Raw genomic sequence first — 16,467 nt, forward strand, 5'->3', positions numbered from 1 at the left:
ATCGCCCGCGGCCCGGCGGCGTGGATCAGCCGGGCCGGCTCTTGCCGAGATACCAGCTTATCCGGTTCACCCCGCGCGAGCGCGCGTGCTGCGGGTTCATCAGATCATACACCACCGCGTTTTCGAGCACGCGCTGGACGTAATTGCGCGTCTCGTAGATCGGGATCGCCTCGATCCAATCGACGATATCGACGCTGCCGGTGCGCGGATCGCCATTGGCGCGCAGCCATTTGTTCACGTTGCCCGGCCCGGCGTTATACGCTGCGACGGCGAGCGGATAGCTGCCGAACAGATTGTAGATCCGCGCGAAATAGGCCGATCCGACCATGATGTTGTAATCGGTATCGGCCGTGAGGTTGTTCGCATCATAGCCGACGCCGAGCTTGGTCGCGGTTTCGCGCGCGGTGCCGGGCATCAACTGCATCAGCCCGCGCGCGCCGGCATGGCTGATCGCCGCGCGATCGAACTGGCTTTCCTGCCGGGCGATGGCGTGGACCATCACCCAATCGTCGTTCGCGCTGGCGGGCACGCGCACGGTCGGGAAGCCGACCGTCGAATAATCGCTGAGCCCGTTCTGGAGCGCGCTGCGGCCGACCATCACGCCGAGATCGGGGCGGCCGAGCGTACGCGAGAGTTCCGTGGCGAGGACGTGATCGCTGTCGGTCTTGGCGTCGGTGGCGATCTGGCGGACGAACGCGCTCTGATCCTGCCAATTGCCGGCGGTGCCGAGATATTGCGCGGCGCGCACCGTCTCGCGGCTGTAGAAGGCCGCGCGCACGGCCGGATCGACCGGGCGCATCACCGGCGCGGCCGGCGCGGCGAGGACGCGACCGAGCCGTTCGGTGGCGAGCTGGCCGTAGAACATGTCCGGGAAACCGGCGGCCTGATTGTAATAGCCCGTGGCGACGTCGCGCTGGCCGGCGGCTTCGGCGGCGCGACCCGCCCAATAATAGCCCTTCGACTGGGTGGTCGGCGATTTCGAGGCGTGCGCGTAGCGCGCGAACAGCGAGCTCGCATCGGCGGCGCGGCCGAGCTGCTTGAGCGCGGTCTGGCCGGCGAGCCAGACGAGGCTCGTGTAATCGTCGCGCTCTCCGTAGGGGCGTTCGCTGACGTCGGTGCCGGCGGGGTACGCGTCATCGACCTGGCGGGCGATGTCATAGGCGGTGGCATATTGCGCGTCCGCCGCCGCGCCGCGCGCGTTGGTGAGCAGCGCCTCGTACCACGCCTCGACATTGGCCGGGCGCGTCGCGAGCGCGGGCCGCCGGGCGAGCAGTTCGCGCGCGCCGAAGCCGCCGTTGTTGCGCAGCCACGCCGCGCGATCGGCGAGCCAGCCCGGATCGGCCATGCCCCAGCTTTGCGTCGATGCGGCCTGTGCGGCGGCGTCGGGCGCATTGGTGCGGAACGCGAGCCGCGCCGCGAACACCGGCCGCCGCCCCGCACTGGTGAGCGCGAGCTGGCGCTGCGCGGCCGAGGTGGCGCCCTGCCACAACAGCATGTCCATGCGGGTGTCTTGATCGGCCTGGGTCAGCGCGCCCGAAAAGCCGGTGATGATCTTCGCCTCGTCGGTGACGGCGAGATTGCCCGACACCCAGGCGTTGCGCGCGGCGAGATTCGCCTCGTCACGATAGCCCGATGCGGCGAGCGCCTCGGCGAAGCGGACCTTGCCCGCGCCGGTGAGCGGCGCGAAGCGGCGGAAGAACGCGACCGCCGTGGTCGGCGAGACCGGGGTGGTGCCGTCGATCGCGCGCTCGGCGGCGCGGCGCAGCGACATTTCGGCGGGCCAACCGGGGTGCGCGATCAGGAAATTGGCGTAGCTTTCGAACGGGTAGCCGCTGGTCTGCTGAAGCGATTTCCACTGCGCAATCGCGGCGGACAGCGCAGCACCCCGCGCCGGGTCCTGCTGGCTCAACGCCTGGGTGGCGCGCCCCCAGCCGAGTTGCTCCTGCGCGACACCGGCAACGGCGAAGGCGCCGGATGCGCCGGCGGCAAGCAACGCGAATTTCACCACGGCTGGAACCATGTCGTCACTATAAGGAAGCGACGCTAAGTTGTCTCGTATCAAAAGTGAAAATGCGGCGGGCGGTTGGTCGGGCGTGCGACCGGATCGGTGCGGCGTGGCGCGCGATAACACGCCGCGCCACGGCGCAGGATTTCAGCACCGGTCCGCAGCAAGGCGAAGACGGGCTGGCGATCGAGACGAACACGCTCCGACCGCCAGCCCGCGCGCTCAGCGCGTCAGCTTCTTGTACGCCAGGCGGGTCGGGCGATCGGCCGCGTCACCAAGCCGGCGGCGCTTGTCTTCCTCGTAGCTTTCGAAATTGCCCTCGAACCATTCGACATGGCTGTTGCCCTCGAACGCGAGAATGTGCGTGGCAAGGCGATCGAGGAAGAAGCGATCGTGGCTGATGACCACAGCGCAACCAGCGAAACTCTCCAGCGCCTCTTCAAGCGCACGCAGCGTCTCGACGTCGAGATCGTTGGTCGGTTCGTCGAGCAGCAGGACGTTGCCGCCCTCCTTGAGCATCTTGGCCATGTGGACGCGGTTGCGTTCACCGCCCGAGAGCTGACCGACCTTCTTCTGCTGGTCCTGCCCCTTGAAGTTGAAGGCGCCGACATAGGCGCGCGTGCCGAGTTCCTGCTTGCCGAAGCGGAACACGTCGAGACCGTCCGAGATTTCCTCCCAGACGTTCTTGTTCGGATCGAGATCGTCGCGTGACTGATCGACATAGCCGAGCCGCACGGTCGAACCGACTTCCAGCGTACCCTCATCGGGCTGTTCCTGCCCGGTGATGAGCTTGAACAGGGTCGATTTGCCCGCGCCGTTGGGGCCGATCACGCCGACGATGCCGCCGGGCGGCAGCGTGAAATCGAGGTTCTCGAACAGCAACTTGTCGCCGTACGATTTGGTCAGCCCCTTGGCCTCGATCACCTTGCCGCCAAGCCGCTCGGGGATCTGGATGAGGATCTGCGCCTTGCCGATCGAACGGTTCTCCTGCGCCGCCATCAGCTCGTCGAACGCACGGATACGCGCCTTGGACTTGGTCTGACGGGCCTTGGGGGTCTGGCGCATCCAGGCCAGCTCGTCGGCGATCGCCTTCTGCTTGCCCTGCTCCTCACGCTCTTCCTGCGCCAGACGCTGAGATTTCTTTTCGAGATAGCCCGAATAGTTGCTCTCGTAGGTGTAATAGCGGCCGCGATCGAGTTCGAGCACCCAGTTGACGACGTTGTCGAGGAAGTAACGATCGTGGGTGACGAGGATGACGTTGCCGGTGTAATCCTTGAGGAAGTTCTCAAGCCACTGCACGCTCTCGGCGTCGAGGTGGTTGGTCGGCTCGTCGAGCAGCAGGATGTCGGGCTTTTCGAGCAGCAGCTTGCACAAAGCGACGCGGCGCTTCTCGCCGCCAGAGAGATTGGTGACCGGGCTGTCGCCGGGCGGGCAACGCAACGCCTCCATCGCCTGTTCGAGCTGGCTGTCGAGGCTCCAGCCGTCCGCCGCATCGATCTTGGCCTGGAGTTCGCCCATCTCCTCCATCAGCGCGTCGAAATCGGTATCGTCCTTGGGATCGCCCATTTCGGCCGAGATCGCGTTGAAGCGCGCCAGCATGTCCGCGATCGGACCGGCGCCGTCGCGCACGTTGCCGATCACGTCCTTCGTGGGATCGAGCTGCGGCTCCTGCGGCAGATAGCCGACCTTGATGCCTTCGGCGGCCCAAGCCTCGCCGGTGTAATCCTGATCGATCCCGCCCATGATCTTCATGAGCGTCGACTTGCCCGAGCCGTTGGGGCCGATGATCGCGATCTTGGCGTCGGGCAGGAACTGGAGGTGGATGTTGTTGAGAACGGGCTTGGCTGCGCCCGGGAAGGTCTTGGTCAGGCCCTTCATGACATAGGAATATTGGACGGCCATTCGGGGTCGTGCTCCGGGGCTGAAGATTGCGGGATTTGGCTGAGCATTTAGGGATGTCGGGGCCGATTGGCAACGGACGCGCGGGGGGCTAGACTGGCACGATGGAGCGGCTCGAAATTCCGGTGAACGGCGAAAGCGAACCTTGGCTCGACGCGCTGGAGCGCGGCGACGAGGTGGTGTTCGTGCGCGATGGCAAACCGGCTGCGGAGTTGACGGCGTTGCGGGCCCGCAAACGAGGGCCGATCGACCTCGAAGTCCTCGCCGCCGCGCGCGCTGCGATGGCGCCGATCCGAGTTCACGACGCGGCCGCGCTGATCCGGGGCTTGCGCGACGCGGCCGATCATTGAGCGGTACCACGTTGTACTTGGATGCCGGCGTCATTGCTGGCCTCGTTCTCGGCGATATCGATGTCGATCCGATTCTCGCAGCCGTGACCGATGACACATCGCTGATGTACAGCGCGTTCGGCTTCGGTGAAGCCGTGTCAGCCATCTCCGCGCGAACCCGCGCCAAGCACTAGCGACGACGACGCGGCCGAGCGCATCCGACACCTTCAGCGTGTGGTAGCCGATTGGAAGCGCGTCGATGTGATGCCTGGGGATCTGGATCGCGCGATCGTGCTGACCGGGCGCGCTTCGCTCGCATTGAAATTTCCAGATGCGATCCACATCGCGATTGCGGAGCGGCTCGATCATCCCTTACTGACTTCGGACCGCCAGCAGTATCGGGCGGCGCGTTCGCTCGGGCTTTCGCCCATTCTGCCTGCCATATCGGGATAATCCATGACCCCTTTGCGCCTCGCGTTGCTCTGCTGTGCCCTCACTTTCCCCGCCGCCGCGCTGGCGCAGCGCGTCATGCCGGCGCCCGTCGCGCCCGATGCCAAGGTGGCGGCGCTTCGCGATGCCGCGCTGAAGGACGATGTCGCATGGGACATCGTATCGGGGATCACCACCGAGATCGGCCCCCGCCCGGACGGTTCCGCGCAGGAAGCGCGGGCGCGTGACTGGGCGGTGGCGAAGCTCAAGAGCCTCGGTTTCAAGAACGTCCGCGTCGAGCCTTATGAACTCCACAACGTCTGGGAGCGCGGTGCGGAGAGCGCCGAGGTGGTCGCCCCCTTCCCGCAGCCGCTGCGCCTCACCGAGCTCGGCAATTCGGGCGCAACCCCGGCGTCCGGGCTGACCGCGCCGGTCGTGTATTTCGAGACGATCAACGATCTGCTGCTCGCGCCCGACGGCAGCCTCGCGGGCAAGATCGCCTTCGTGTCGAACGCGATGCAGCCGACGCAGGACGGATCGGGCTATGGCACCAACGGCATCGCCCGCTTCCTCGGCCCGACCGCCGCCGCCAAGAAGGGCGCGGCGGCGATCGTGATCCGCTCGATCGGTACCGATCACGGCCGTGGGCCGCATACCGGCACCACAAATTTCGCGGCCGGCGTCGCGCCGATCCCCGCCGCCGCGCTTTCGGTCGCCGACGCGGAGAATCTCGAACGGATGATCAAGCTCGGCAAGCCGGTGACGCTTCACCTGACGTTGACGCCGAAGTTCGTCGGCACGCGCACGTCGGGCAACGTCGTGGCCGAGGTGCCGGGCACCGACCCCAAGGCGGGCATCATCACGATCGGCGGGCATCTCGATAGCTGGGATCTCGGCACCGGCGCGATCGACGACGGCGCCGGCATCGCGATCACCGCGGCGGCGGCCAAGCGGCTGATGGAGGCGGGCAAGCACCGCCGCACGATCCGCGTGGTGTGGTTCGGCGATGAGGAGACCGGCGGGTTCGGCGGCATCGCCTATGCCAAGGCGCACGCCGACGAACGCCACGCGCTCGCCGCGGAATCGGATTCAGGATCGGACCAGGTGTGGAAGTTCAGCACCAGCTTCGCCGCCAGCGCCAAGCCGGTCGAGGATCGGCTCGCGGTCGCGCTCGCGCCGATCGGCGTGCTGCGCGGGCGCGACGCGGTGCATGGCGGCACCGATGTCGAGCCGACGCTCGCGCTCGGCGTAGCTGGAATCGACCTCCACCAATCGGCGCTGCGCTATTTCGACTGGCATCACACGCCCGAGGATACGCTCGACCGGATCGATCCCGAACAGTTGCGCCAGAACGTCGCCGCCTGGACTGCAATGCTCGCCGTCGTCGCGGATGCGCCGGAAGAGATTGCGCCAGCGCCCGCAGCGCAATAAAGCCAGCGCGCGCAAGACGTAACGCACCATAACCACGCTATCCCGATCCAGGGATATGAATGCGATATGGAACGTTACGGCTTCGCGTTGGTTACACTTCGCTTCGCGACGGCATCGGGCTGGCCGCGAAAATACAGACTGCTTTGGGAGCAACCGCATGAAGAAAATCGCCCTTGTTCTCGTCGCCGCCGGCCTGATGTCGCTCGCCGCCTGCAACAAGAACCCGGAAGCCGCCGCCATCGAGAACAACGCCGACATGGTCGCCGACAACATCGATTCGGCCGCCGACAACATGGACGCGATGGCTGACAACACCTCGAACGCTGCCGCTTCGGACATGCTCTCGAACGCAGCCGACAACGCGCACGACACGGCCGACAACGTCCGCGCCGAGGGCGACGCCAAGGCTGACAACGTTACCAAGTAACGATCGTCGGGGCCGCCCCGCGTGGCGGCCACGGTTATGAAGGGCGCTCCGGTTCGGGGCGCCCTTTTTACGGATAGGTTCTTTTCGCCGCTGGGGGGTACACGATGAAGACCATGATTGCCTTCGATCTCGACGGGACGCTCGCCGAGAGCAAGCAGCCGATCGGCGAGGAAATGTCCGTACTGCTCAAGAATCTGCTCGACGTGGCGCAGGTCGCGGTTATTTCCGGCGGCGACTGGCCGCAGTTCGAGAAGCAGGTGGTCGGGCGGATGCAGCCGGACGCCAAGCTCGAACGGCTGTTCATCATGCCGACGACGGGCACCAAGCTGTTCCGGTTCCAGGACGGTGTCTGGAACACGATTTATAACGACGCCTTCACCCCCGAGGAGCGCGACCAGGTGCTCGACGCGCTCAACAAGGCGTGGGATCAGGCCGGGTTCGGCGGCGAGCAGACCTGGGGCGAGCGGATCGAGGATCGCGGCAGCCAGATCACGCTCTCGGCGCTCGGCCAGCAGGCGCCGCTCGAGGCCAAGGAACATTGGGATCCCAAGCAGGAGAAGCGCCGCCAGTTGCAGGCGATTCTGCGCACGATGATCCCCGACCATTCGATCAACATTGGCGGCGCGACCTCGGTCGATATCACCCGCAAGGGCATCGACAAGGCCTATGGCATGCGCCGGCTGTGCGACAATGCCGGCATCGCGTTCGAGAACATCCTGTTCATGGGCGATGCGATCTATCCCGGCGGCAACGACGACCCCGTCCGCGCGGCGGGGATCGATTCGATCAAGGTGCGTGATGTTGCCGACACGTCGGTGGCGATCACGGCGGTGATCGCCTGCCTGAAGGCCTGACGCTTTGACCGTCGCCCTGGCCGACGCCGGGGCGACGTTGGCTCTGGAGGAACGCCGATGCCGCTTTACGCCTTCGAGGGGCAGCAGCCCAAGCTCGGCGAAGGTGTGTGGATCGCGCCTAGCGCGGAGGTGATCGGCGACGTTCGGCTCGGCGAACAGGTGAGCGTCTGGTTCGGGGCGGTGATCCGGGCCGACAACACCACCATCGACATCGGCGCGCGGAGCAACGTGCAGGAGGGGGCGATGCTCCACTCCGATCCTGGCGCGCCGTTGACGGTGGGGGCAGACTGCACGATCGGCCATCACGCGATCCTGCATGGCTGCACGATCGAGGATGGCGTGCTGATCGGCATGGGCGCGCGCGTCCTCAACCACGCGGTGATCGGCGCCGGATCGCTCGTCGGGGCCGGCGCGCTCGTTACCGAGGGCAAGAGCTTCCCGCCGCTTAGCCTGATCGTCGGCAGCCCCGCGCGGGCGGTGCGCGCGTTGAACGAAGAGCAGATCGCGGGGATCGGCGCATCGGCGGCGAGCTATGTCGAAAAGGCGCGGCGGTTCGCGGGCGCGCTGGTGCGGATCGACTGAGCGAGGCGGGTTGCTGCGCGGCGCAGTGCCGCGTATCTGCGCCGGGCCGATCGCGGCGGATGATGTGGGATTGGGATGAACGCGGCGGGCCTAGAAGCCGTCTTTCTGGCGAACCGCGCACTGCTGCTCGGCTTCCTGCGCGCGCATGGCGCCGGCGACGCGGCGGAGGATCTTTTGCAGGATCTGTGGCTGCGCGTGCGCGACGCGCCGGCCGGGCCGGTCGGCCAACCGCTCGCCTATCTATACCGCGCCGCCAACAACCTGATGCTCGACCGCTACCGGTCGCAGCGGCAGGCGACCGCACGCGAACGGAGTTGGAGCGAGGCGGTCGGGCCGACGATCGTCGGCCGATCGGACGATCCGGGCAGCGAGCGGATGCTGATCGGGCGCGAAACGCTCGAGGCGGCGCGCGCCGCGCTCGCGCCGTTGGGGCCGCGCGCCGAGCGGGTGCTGGTCCGCCACCGGGTCGAGGGCGTGCCGCAGCGTGTGATCGCCGAGGAACTCGGGGTGAGCCTCAGCACGGTCGAAAGCGACTTGCGCCGGGCGACGCGCGCACTGATCGAATTTCGTGCGACGCTGGATAAGGGTCCGGCATGACGACTCCGTCATAAGGGTGAGACGATGACCAGCGCACCCGATCCCGATCCGATATCCGAAGCGGCCATCGCCTGGGCGGTGCGCGTCAGCGACCCCGCGTTCGCCGACTGGGAGGCGTTCAGCGACTGGCTCGGCGCGGCTCCGGCGCACGCCGACGCCTATCACGAAGCCGAGACCGCGCTCGCCGATGGCAGCGAGGTGAAGCTCAACGGTGGCACACGGCTGATCGTCGGCGGGCGCGATGCGCGCGCGCTGTCGCTAGGACGCGGCGAGGCGTTGTTCACGGTGAAGCACGATGCCGCGCGGCCCTTCAGCGTGCGCGTCGGCACCGCGTGGGTCGTCGATATCGGCACGCGCTTCGATATCGTGCGCGAGAGCGACACGACCCGGGTCGCGGTTTCGGAAGGTGAGATCGACTGGCGGCGCGGCGGCGTGGCGGTGCGCGTCACCGCCGGCCGGAGCCTGCGCGCGCGTGACGGATCGAACGACGTGCGACTGGCGAACGTCGCCCAAGGCGCGGTCGGGGGCTGGTCGCAGGGGCAGCTTCAATATGACGGCACCGAATTGTCCGAAGTCGCGACCGACCTCGCGCGGACGCTTGGTGTGACGGTGAGCGTCGACGGCGCGATCGAGACGCGACCGGTGCGCGGCGTCGTCCAGCTCGAAGGCGGCGCGCGGGCGGTGTTCCCACGGCTGGCGGCGCTGATCGGGGTGCGCGCGAAGCGCGAAGGGGCGAAATGGCGGTTGCTCGCATCGCCTTGATCCGGGCCGGTCTCGCCGCGCTCGCGCTCACCTCCGCGTCGCCCGCGCTGGCGGCGCGCGCCCCCGTGCTCGATCTGCCTGCGGGGCGGCTCGCCGATGCACTCGCTGCGCTTGGGCGGCAGGCGAGCGTAAGCGTGAGCGTCGATGACGCGAGCCTGTGGCAACGTCATGTGCCCGCGCTGCGCGCCAGCGTTCCGGTCGCGTCGGCGCTGCGGCGGCTGCTGCGCGATACCGGTGCCGAGGCGGTCGAGGTCGTGCCCGGCGTCTGGCGGGTGCGGGTCGCGGCGCGGCCCAAGCCGAAGCCCCGCCCCCTGCCCCCGCGCGCGTCCCCGCCGGCCGAGGCCACCGAGCGCACGGTCATCGTCGTCGCCTCCAAGCGCGACCTGCGGCTGCGCGATTATGCCGGCGCGGTATCCGTGGTCGACGGCGCCGATCTCACGTTCGGCGGCGCGGGCGGTACCGACGCGGTGCTGTCGCGGCTGGCGACGGTGTCCTCGACTTATCTCGGCGCGGGGCGCAACAAGCTGTTCATCCGCGGCATCGCCGATTCGAGCTTCACCGGCCCGACCCAGGCGACGGTGGGGCAATATCTCGGCGACGCGCGGCTGAGCTACAACGCGCCCGATCCCGATCTTCGGCTGTACGATATCCAGTCGGTCGAAGTGCTGGAGGGGCCGCAGGGGACGCTGTACGGCGCCGGTTCGCTCGGCGGGATCATCCGCACGGTGCCGAACGCGCCGGTGCTCGGCGCGACCGGCGGTTCGATCCTGACCGGGGTATCGCTCACCGAGCATGGCGCGCCGAGCGGCGATCTCGCCGGGGCGCTCAACCTGCCGATCGCCGGCGAGCGCGCGGCGCTGCGGCTGGTCGGCTATGGCGTGAGCGATGGCGGCTATATCGACAATCCGCTGCGCCACCGCGACGACATCAACCGGACCAACATCGCGGGCGGCCGCGCGACGCTGCGGATCGATCTCGGCGGCGGCTGGACGACCGACCTCGGCGGCATCGTTCAGGACACGCACGGCGACGACAGCCAATATGCCGATGCCGGCGGCGCGCGGCTGGTGCGCAACAGTCCGGTGGCCGAGGGGTTCGACACCTCGTACCGGCTCGGGCAGGCGGTGATCGCCAAGGAGAGCGGCGCGCTCCGCTTCCGCGCGACCGGCGCGGTGATCGGCCAGCGGCTGACCGAGCGGTATGATGCCACGCCCCCAGGCGGTGACCCGCGCGTGTTCGTCCAGCGCAACACCACGAATCTCGTCACCGGCGAGGCGCGGGTCTGGCAGCCGCTGCACGACCGCTTCGGCTGGGTGATCGGCGCGAGCTATCTGCATAACGAGACGCGACTCGACCGCGCGTTCAACACCCCGGCCGGCAACCCGCGCGCGCCGCTGACCGGGGTCGACAACCGCGTTTCCGAGATGACGCTGTACGGCGAGGCGAGCTATCGGCTGACGCCGTGGCTTACCGCGACCGCGGGCGGACGAATCTCACGGACGCGGCTCGCGGGATCGGCGACCGATGCGCCGGTCGCGCTCACGCTGGTCGAGGCGGCCGAACGCGCGCGGATCGTCAGCGCGCGCGACGCGACCCGCGTCCTGCCCTCGCTCGCGCTGCTGGCCACGCCGCTGCCCGATGTCGCGCTCTACGCGAAATATCAGGAGGGCTTCCGGCCCGGCGGGCTTGCCATCGACAGCGGCTTCGTGCGCCGGTTCCGCGGCGACCGGGTGATGACGGCGGAGGCGGGGGTGCGCTACGGTGTGGCCGGCCGCAGCCCGTTCGACCTCGCGCTGGCGGTATCGCATACCGACTGGCGAGATATTCAGGCGGACTTTCTCGATAATTCCGGGCTCCCGTCGACCGACAATATCGGCAACGGGCGGATCTGGTCGGTGGCGGCGACGCTCGGCTGGCGGCCGGTGCCGGGGCTTCGGCTCGACGCCTCGGTCGCGTTCAATGACGGCCGCGTGACGGAACCGAGCGCGTCGTATCGCGCGCTGATCGCGCTGCTGACGCCGGGGCTGACCAGCACGACCGGCGGCCCGAACGCCACGCTGGTGAGCGGGTGGATCGGACCGGGCGGGATCGACCGTATCCCCAATGTCGCGCGGGTGACGGCGCGGCTCGGAATCGACTGGCAGCATCGTCTGCACGACGACCTCATGCTGCATCTGGGCGGCTGGGGGCGCTATGTCGGCCAGTCGCGGATCGGCGTCGGGCCCGTGCTGGGGGCGGAACAAGGCGACTATGCCGACAGCGCGGCGACGCTGCGTATCGGCACCTCGGCGATGGGGGTGACGCTCGGCGTCACCAACATCGGCGACGCGATCGGCAACCGCTTCGCGCTCGGCACCCCGTTCGCGACCGGACGGTCGCAGATCACGCCGCTGCGGCCGAGGACGGTGCGGCTGGGCTTCGACCTTTCGTTCTGACGCACTTGCATCCGTGTCCGGTGCGCGGGAGGCCGCGTGCGGGCACGGGGCTTCGACGCCGCCTTTCGAAAATTGACGATCGACCAAGGGTTCCGCCGCACGGGTCCGTCATGGGAGGAATACAGGAGTATCCCAATGACATTCTATGCCGAGGCGAAACGGCTCCGCGAGGATAGCCGGCCCGCCGAGACGACGCCCTTCCCGCTCCCGCCACGCGCAGCGCCCGAGGCCAAGACTCCCGACCCCGCGCCCGCCGCCCAGCCTTCGTGGTTCGGGCGGTTGCTACGGCGTCCGCTGTTCCTCGCGGCGGTGGTCGTGCCAAACGTGGCGTCCGTGTTGTATTTCGGGGTGATCGCGGCGCCGGTCTATACATCGACCGCCGCGCTGATGGTGCTCAATCCCAAGCAAAACGGGCCAAGCCTGTCCTCGCTCCTGTCCGGCGCATCTGGCGACAGTTCGGAACAGGGCGGGTATATCCTCAAGGAATATTTCGCCTCGTGGGACGCGTTCCGCAAGGTCGAGACGCCGCTCGCCCTCGCCGAGAATTTCGGCAAGGGCGATCCGATCGGCCGGTTCGGCGGGGTGGCGACGGGCTTCCGCACCAACGACGTGGCGCTATGGCGCTATTTCCAGAAGCAGGTCGATGTGAAGATCGACCAGAAGAGCGGGATCGTCGCGCTCAACGTCAGCGCATGGGACGCGGCCTATGCGACCCGGCTGACCAAGGTGCTGCTCGCCGCCGCGATCGCGCACATGGACGCGATGAACGCGCAGCAGCAGGGCGATTTCCTCAAGAGCGCGGTGGCGCGCAAGGCGGCGATCGAGGCGGCGTTGCGCAGCGATCTGGCCGCGCTGGCGCAGTTCCGCAACCAGACCGGCACCTATGACCCCAAGGAACTCTACCTCTCCAATCTCGCGCTGATGAACAGCCTGACGATGAAGGCGACCGAGCTGAAATCGCAAGGCCAGGCGCTTTCGGCGGCAACGCCCAACAACCCGCAGGTCGAGAATCTCGCGAGCGCGACGCGATCGGTACGGCAGGATATCGCCACCACCGCGAAGAGCTTCCCGGCGATGGCGCGCAGTTCGTCGCGCTACGAGAAGCTGCTCGTCAGCCGCGACAACAATATCACGCTGCTCGGGCAAGCCAACCTCGCGCTTCAGGAGGCGCAGGCGGCGGCGGAGAAGAACCGCTATTATCTCAACGTCATCAGCAGCCCGTCCGAGCCGCAGACGCCGGAGGGGCCGGAGCGGCTGATGTGGATCGGCGGCGTGCTGCTCGCGACCCTGCTGCTGTGGGGGCTGATCCGATGAGCGCGCGGTTGCGGACCGCCACCGTCGCGTCGCTGCTCGCGCTATCGGCCTGTTCGGCGCTGCCCGGCGGCGGTCCCTCGGCAGGGACGATGCGCAAGGCGCCCGAAGTCGACGTCGTCGCGGTGACGCCGGAACTCGCCGCGGCGGCGCGCGAGCGCACCGCGCTGGAGCGCGACACGGCGCTTGCCAACGCGCTCGCGCGGCTGCGCGGGGCGGCGCTGGCGCCCGAATTCCGCTTCGCGCCGGGCGACGTCGCGGCGGTAAGCGTGTGGAGCTTCTCGCCCTGGCCGGGTAGCGGCGCGGGTATGGCGGGCGGGCCAAACCAGATCGACCTCGGCAGCTTCACGCTGGCGAACGACGGGACGGTGATCCTGCCCTATGCCGGGCGGCTGGCGCTTGCGGGCATGACGCTCGCGCAGGCGCAGCAGGCGATCGCGGCGCGCTATGTCACGCTGCGAATTCTTCAGCGGCCAAGCGCGCTGGTGAAGGTAAGCGCCTCGCCGCACAGCGACATTCTCGTCACCGGTGCGGTCGGCCAGCCGCGTACGGTCGGCTGGTCGGCGGCGGGCGTCACGCTCGCGCAGGCGGTGACGCAGGCGCTCGGCGACGGCAATGCGACGCTCGGCGCCGGCGATCTCTCCGCCACACGCGCGGCGGTGCGGGTGGCCGTGCTGCGCGAAGGCGCGGCCCCAGTCGAAATCCCGGTCGCGGCCGCGCTCGAGGAGCGGATCGCACTCCAGCCCGGCGACCGCGTGGTGGTGCGCAAGGCGCCGTCGGTCGAGGTGACGATGCTCGGCGGGGGCACGCGCCGCAACGGCGTGATCGGCTTCGCCAAGCAGCCCGCGCTTGCCGAGGCGCTCGCCGAGGCGAACGGGCTCGACGGCAATACCGCCAACGACCATGCCGTGTTCGTGCTGCGCCGGCGCGAGGGCGCCAAGCCGGTGCTGTACGATTTCGCATGGAAGCGCGGCGCGGGGCTCGTCGCCGCGCAGGACTTCCCGCTCGATAATGGCGACGTCGTCTATGTCTCGGAAGCGCCGATCGTCTCGATCCAGAAGGTGATCGGGCTGCTCTTCCAGGTGACGCTGCCGGCGCAGGTGCTCAAGTGATCGCACCCTTCGAGGAATATCTGCGTCACGTCGTCATCCAGGCGCCGCGCCGGCGCAGGGTGGAGAGCTGGGACGCGCTGGCCGCGACGCTCGACGCCGACGAAGCCCCGCCGCTCCAACCGCCGCCGCGCCGGCAATCGCTCGCCGCGCCACGGCTCGACCTGTCGTGGAAGCACAATGTGCGCGCGGCGTTCGGGAGCGGTCCGGCGGTGGAGCAGCCGGGCTGGCAGCGGGTGGTGGAATATCGCCAGCGCGTGTGCCTGGTGCTGACGATCGCGATGACGGCGGGCATCCTGTTCCTGTCCGACATCATGTTGCGCGCGCAGCAGATGCCGCCGGTCACGCATCAGCTCTATCTGGCGGTGTACGGGGTGATGACATTCTTCCTCGCCGCCAATTTCTTCAAGATGATGCTCGGCACCTGGTACATGCTGCGCGGCGCGAAGGGCAATCCGTGGCACCCGGCGCACACCGCCTGCGATCCGCCGGAGGATGCGCGCGTCGCGATCGTCTTTCCGGTCTATCACGAGGATGTGCCCCGCGTCGCGGCGGGGATCGCGGCGACATGGCAGTCGATCGCGCGCCGCCATCCCGATCTGGCGGGGCATTTCGATACCTTCCTGCTCTCCGACAGTCGCGATCCCGCGTACCGGATCGCCGAGGAAGCGGCGATCCACGCGCTGCGCGAGAGCTTCCCGCACGGGCGGTTCTTCTATCGCTGGCGACCGAGCAACCGGAACGCCAAGCTCGGCAATATCGGCGATTTCTGCCGGCGGTGGGGCGGCGACTATACCTACATGCTGGTGATGGACGCCGACAGCGTGATGGACGGCGACGCGATCGTCGCGCTGTTGCGGATGATGGCGGGCAAACCCAGGCTCGGCATCCTCCAGACCAATCCGCGGCCGATCCTGCGCACCAGCCTGTTCGGGCGGATGCAGCAATTCGGCGCGCGGCTCTACGGCTCGGTGTTCTCCTACGGGTTGCAGGCGATGTACATGGGCAATGCCAGCTACATCGGCCACAATGCGATGATCCGCATGGCGCCCTTCGTCCGCCACTGCCTGCTGCCCGAGTTGAGCGGGCCCAAGCCGTGGGGCGGCAAGCCGCTGAGCCACGACATCGTCGAATCGGCGATGATCGTACGCGCCGGTTATGAAGTGTGGTTCCTCGCGGATATGGACGGCAGTTACGAGGAGATGCCGGCCAATATCCTCGCCTTCCTGATCCGCGAGCGGCGCTGGATGCAGGGCAACCTCCAGCACTTACGCTTCGTGTTCCTGAACGGCCTGCGCTCGATCCACCGCGAGACCTTCATCAACGGATCGATGGGCTATCTTTCAGCGCCGCTGTGGGCGGCGTTTCTGGTGATTTCGGCCTATGGGATGATAAATTTCCTTCAGCATGGGCTGCTGGCGATCGGCAGTTTGCGGTCGATCGAGATGCCGATGCTGATGCTGCTGATCTCGTCGCTCGTCTTCCTGTTCCTGCCCCGCCTGATCGCGATCGGCGTCAACGTCGCGAGCGGACGCGCGCGAACGTTCGGTGGCAAGGACAAGCTCATCTGGTCGGTGGCGCTGGAGACTTTGTTCTCGTTCTTCTTCTCGCCGTTGATGATGGCGTTCATCAGCCGCTTCCTATGGCTGTGGGTGAAGCGAAAGGGCATCAACTGGGATACGCAATCACGCGGCGACGAGCCGCTGCTCTGGCACGATTGCGTGCGCTATTTCGGCTGGGTGAGCGTGCTCGGCGCGGCCTGCCTGGCGTTGATGGCGTGGCAATTGGCGACCGTGCCGTGGACGCAGCAGGTGCTGCTCTCGGCGGTATCGGGCGGACTGATCGAGCCGCTCGACCTGGTGTTATGGTATTCTCCGATCCTGCTCGGTTTCACCTTCAGCGTGTGGATCGCGCGGGTGACGAGCCGGACGTTTCCGCTGCTCGCGGCGCGCAAGCTGTTCAGCATCCCCGAGGAAATCGACGTGCCGCAGGTGGTGACGGCGCTTCAGCGCTACGAGACGCGCTTCCGGGCGGTGCTGCCCGATCCGCGCGCGGGCGAGACGGTGGCGGCGGCGGTGCGCGACCCGGATTTCTACGTCCGCCACCGGCGCGAGACGCGCGCGCGGGCACGCCCGCCGGAGCGGCTGCTGGCGAAGATCGCCCGTGCCGAACGGCTCGAGCGCGCCGAAGTGAACCTTGCGCTCAGCGATCGCGCGAGCTTCGACGCGCTCCACCGCTCCGGCGCGCGCTCAATTTCCTGAAGGGAGAATGTTTTTCTCAACGTCTGGACAGCGCCA

General features: G+C 68.0%; 15 protein-coding genes. 13 read left to right on the top strand and 2 right to left on the bottom strand.

Annotated features, from left to right (window positions below):
- Positions 1–25: 25 nt before the first annotated feature.
- Both PX554_RS10915 and ettA read right to left on the bottom strand, forming a co-directional pair.
- Positions 26–2,020, bottom strand: coding sequence for a lytic transglycosylase domain-containing protein (locus PX554_RS10915; protein WP_275501651.1), 1,995 nt, complete (start codon positions 2,018–2,020; stop codon positions 26–28).
- A gap of 207 nt (positions 2,021–2,227) precedes the next feature.
- Positions 2,228–3,907, bottom strand: a complete 1,680-nt coding sequence (gene ettA / locus PX554_RS10920; protein ID WP_093219783.1) for an energy-dependent translational throttle protein EttA — start codon at positions 3,905–3,907, stop codon at positions 2,228–2,230.
- Between the two features lie 101 nt (positions 3,908–4,008).
- Here ettA and PX554_RS10925 point away from each other — a divergent pair, with 101 nt between their 5' ends.
- From PX554_RS10925 to mdoH, 13 genes are all read left to right on the top strand, one after another.
- Positions 4,009–4,254 carry a hypothetical protein gene (locus PX554_RS10925; RefSeq protein WP_093219784.1) on the top strand — a complete coding sequence of 82 codons (246 nt, stop codon included), beginning with the start codon at positions 4,009–4,011 and terminating at the stop codon, positions 4,252–4,254.
- Complete coding sequence (locus PX554_RS10930) at positions 4,251–4,427, top strand: hypothetical protein (RefSeq protein ID WP_176786974.1); 177 nt, start codon at positions 4,251–4,253, stop codon at positions 4,425–4,427. The genes PX554_RS10925 and PX554_RS10930 overlap by 4 nt, the downstream gene beginning before the upstream one ends.
- Complete coding sequence (locus PX554_RS10935; RefSeq protein ID WP_143023264.1) at positions 4,381–4,686, top strand: PIN domain-containing protein; 306 nt, start codon at positions 4,381–4,383, stop codon at positions 4,684–4,686. Before PX554_RS10930 ends, PX554_RS10935 begins: the two co-directional genes overlap by 47 nt.
- Before the next feature lie 3 nt (positions 4,687–4,689).
- Positions 4,690–6,093 carry a M20/M25/M40 family metallo-hydrolase gene (locus tag PX554_RS10940; RefSeq protein ID WP_275501657.1) on the top strand — a complete coding sequence of 468 codons (1,404 nt, stop codon included), beginning with the start codon at positions 4,690–4,692 and terminating at the stop codon, positions 6,091–6,093.
- A 157-nt stretch (positions 6,094–6,250) separates the two neighbouring features.
- On the top strand, positions 6,251–6,520 hold the full coding sequence (locus PX554_RS10945) for a hypothetical protein (protein WP_093219792.1): 270 nt from the start codon (positions 6,251–6,253) through the stop codon (positions 6,518–6,520).
- 104 nt (positions 6,521–6,624) lie between these two features.
- A complete protein-coding gene (locus PX554_RS10950) occupies positions 6,625–7,374 on the top strand; it encodes an HAD-IIB family hydrolase (protein WP_093219795.1) in 750 nt (249 codons plus the stop codon).
- A 57-nt stretch (positions 7,375–7,431) separates the two neighbouring features.
- A complete protein-coding gene (locus tag PX554_RS10955) occupies positions 7,432–7,956 on the top strand; it encodes a gamma carbonic anhydrase family protein (protein ID WP_093219798.1) in 525 nt (174 codons plus the stop codon).
- A 75-nt stretch (positions 7,957–8,031) separates the two neighbouring features.
- Positions 8,032–8,553 carry an RNA polymerase sigma factor gene (locus PX554_RS10960; protein ID WP_093219801.1) on the top strand — a complete coding sequence of 174 codons (522 nt, stop codon included), beginning with the start codon at positions 8,032–8,034 and terminating at the stop codon, positions 8,551–8,553.
- Positions 8,554–8,577: 24 nt separating this feature from the next.
- On the top strand, positions 8,578–9,315 hold the full coding sequence (locus PX554_RS10965) for a FecR family protein (protein WP_275501660.1): 738 nt from the start codon (positions 8,578–8,580) through the stop codon (positions 9,313–9,315).
- On the top strand, positions 9,291–11,750 hold the full coding sequence (locus PX554_RS10970) for a TonB-dependent receptor (protein WP_275501661.1): 2,460 nt from the start codon (positions 9,291–9,293) through the stop codon (positions 11,748–11,750). Before PX554_RS10965 ends, PX554_RS10970 begins: the two co-directional genes overlap by 25 nt.
- A 135-nt stretch (positions 11,751–11,885) precedes the next feature.
- On the top strand, positions 11,886–13,064 hold the full coding sequence (locus PX554_RS10975) for a KpsE/RkpR family capsule polysaccharide export protein (protein ID WP_275501664.1): 1,179 nt from the start codon (positions 11,886–11,888) through the stop codon (positions 13,062–13,064).
- Complete coding sequence (locus PX554_RS10980) at positions 13,061–14,173, top strand: polysaccharide biosynthesis/export family protein (protein WP_275501666.1); 1,113 nt, start codon at positions 13,061–13,063, stop codon at positions 14,171–14,173. Before PX554_RS10975 ends, PX554_RS10980 begins: the two co-directional genes overlap by 4 nt.
- Complete coding sequence (gene mdoH, locus PX554_RS10985) at positions 14,170–16,431, top strand: glucans biosynthesis glucosyltransferase MdoH (protein ID WP_275501667.1); 2,262 nt, start codon at positions 14,170–14,172, stop codon at positions 16,429–16,431. Before PX554_RS10980 ends, mdoH begins: the two co-directional genes overlap by 4 nt.
- Positions 16,432–16,467: the final 36 nt, after the last annotated feature.

This window comes from Sphingomonas pollutisoli (genome assembly GCF_029167165.1).
Classification (GTDB): Bacteria; Pseudomonadota; Alphaproteobacteria; order Sphingomonadales; family Sphingomonadaceae; genus Sphingomonas; species Sphingomonas pollutisoli.

Coding starts and splice junctions, on each gene's coding strand:
- PX554_RS10945 (WP_093219792.1), top strand. CDS start 6,251: ATGAAGAAAATCGCCCTTGTTCTCGTCGCCGCCGGCCTGATGTCGCTC.
- ettA (WP_093219783.1), bottom strand. CDS start 3,907: ATGGCCGTCCAATATTCCTATGTCATGAAGGGCCTGACCAAGACCTTC.
- PX554_RS10960 (WP_093219801.1), top strand. CDS start 8,032: ATGAACGCGGCGGGCCTAGAAGCCGTCTTTCTGGCGAACCGCGCACTG.
- PX554_RS10950 (WP_093219795.1), top strand. CDS start 6,625: ATGAAGACCATGATTGCCTTCGATCTCGACGGGACGCTCGCCGAGAGC.
- PX554_RS10965 (WP_275501660.1), top strand. CDS start 8,578: ATGACCAGCGCACCCGATCCCGATCCGATATCCGAAGCGGCCATCGCC.
- PX554_RS10975 (WP_275501664.1), top strand. CDS start 11,886: ATGACATTCTATGCCGAGGCGAAACGGCTCCGCGAGGATAGCCGGCCC.
- PX554_RS10970 (WP_275501661.1), top strand. CDS start 9,291: ATGGCGGTTGCTCGCATCGCCTTGATCCGGGCCGGTCTCGCCGCGCTC.
- PX554_RS10940 (WP_275501657.1), top strand. CDS start 4,690: ATGACCCCTTTGCGCCTCGCGTTGCTCTGCTGTGCCCTCACTTTCCCC.
- PX554_RS10955 (WP_093219798.1), top strand. CDS start 7,432: ATGCCGCTTTACGCCTTCGAGGGGCAGCAGCCCAAGCTCGGCGAAGGT.
- PX554_RS10980 (WP_275501666.1), top strand. CDS start 13,061: ATGAGCGCGCGGTTGCGGACCGCCACCGTCGCGTCGCTGCTCGCGCTA.
- PX554_RS10915 (WP_275501651.1), bottom strand. CDS start 2,020: ATGGTTCCAGCCGTGGTGAAATTCGCGTTGCTTGCCGCCGGCGCATCC.
- PX554_RS10925 (WP_093219784.1), top strand. CDS start 4,009: ATGGAGCGGCTCGAAATTCCGGTGAACGGCGAAAGCGAACCTTGGCTC.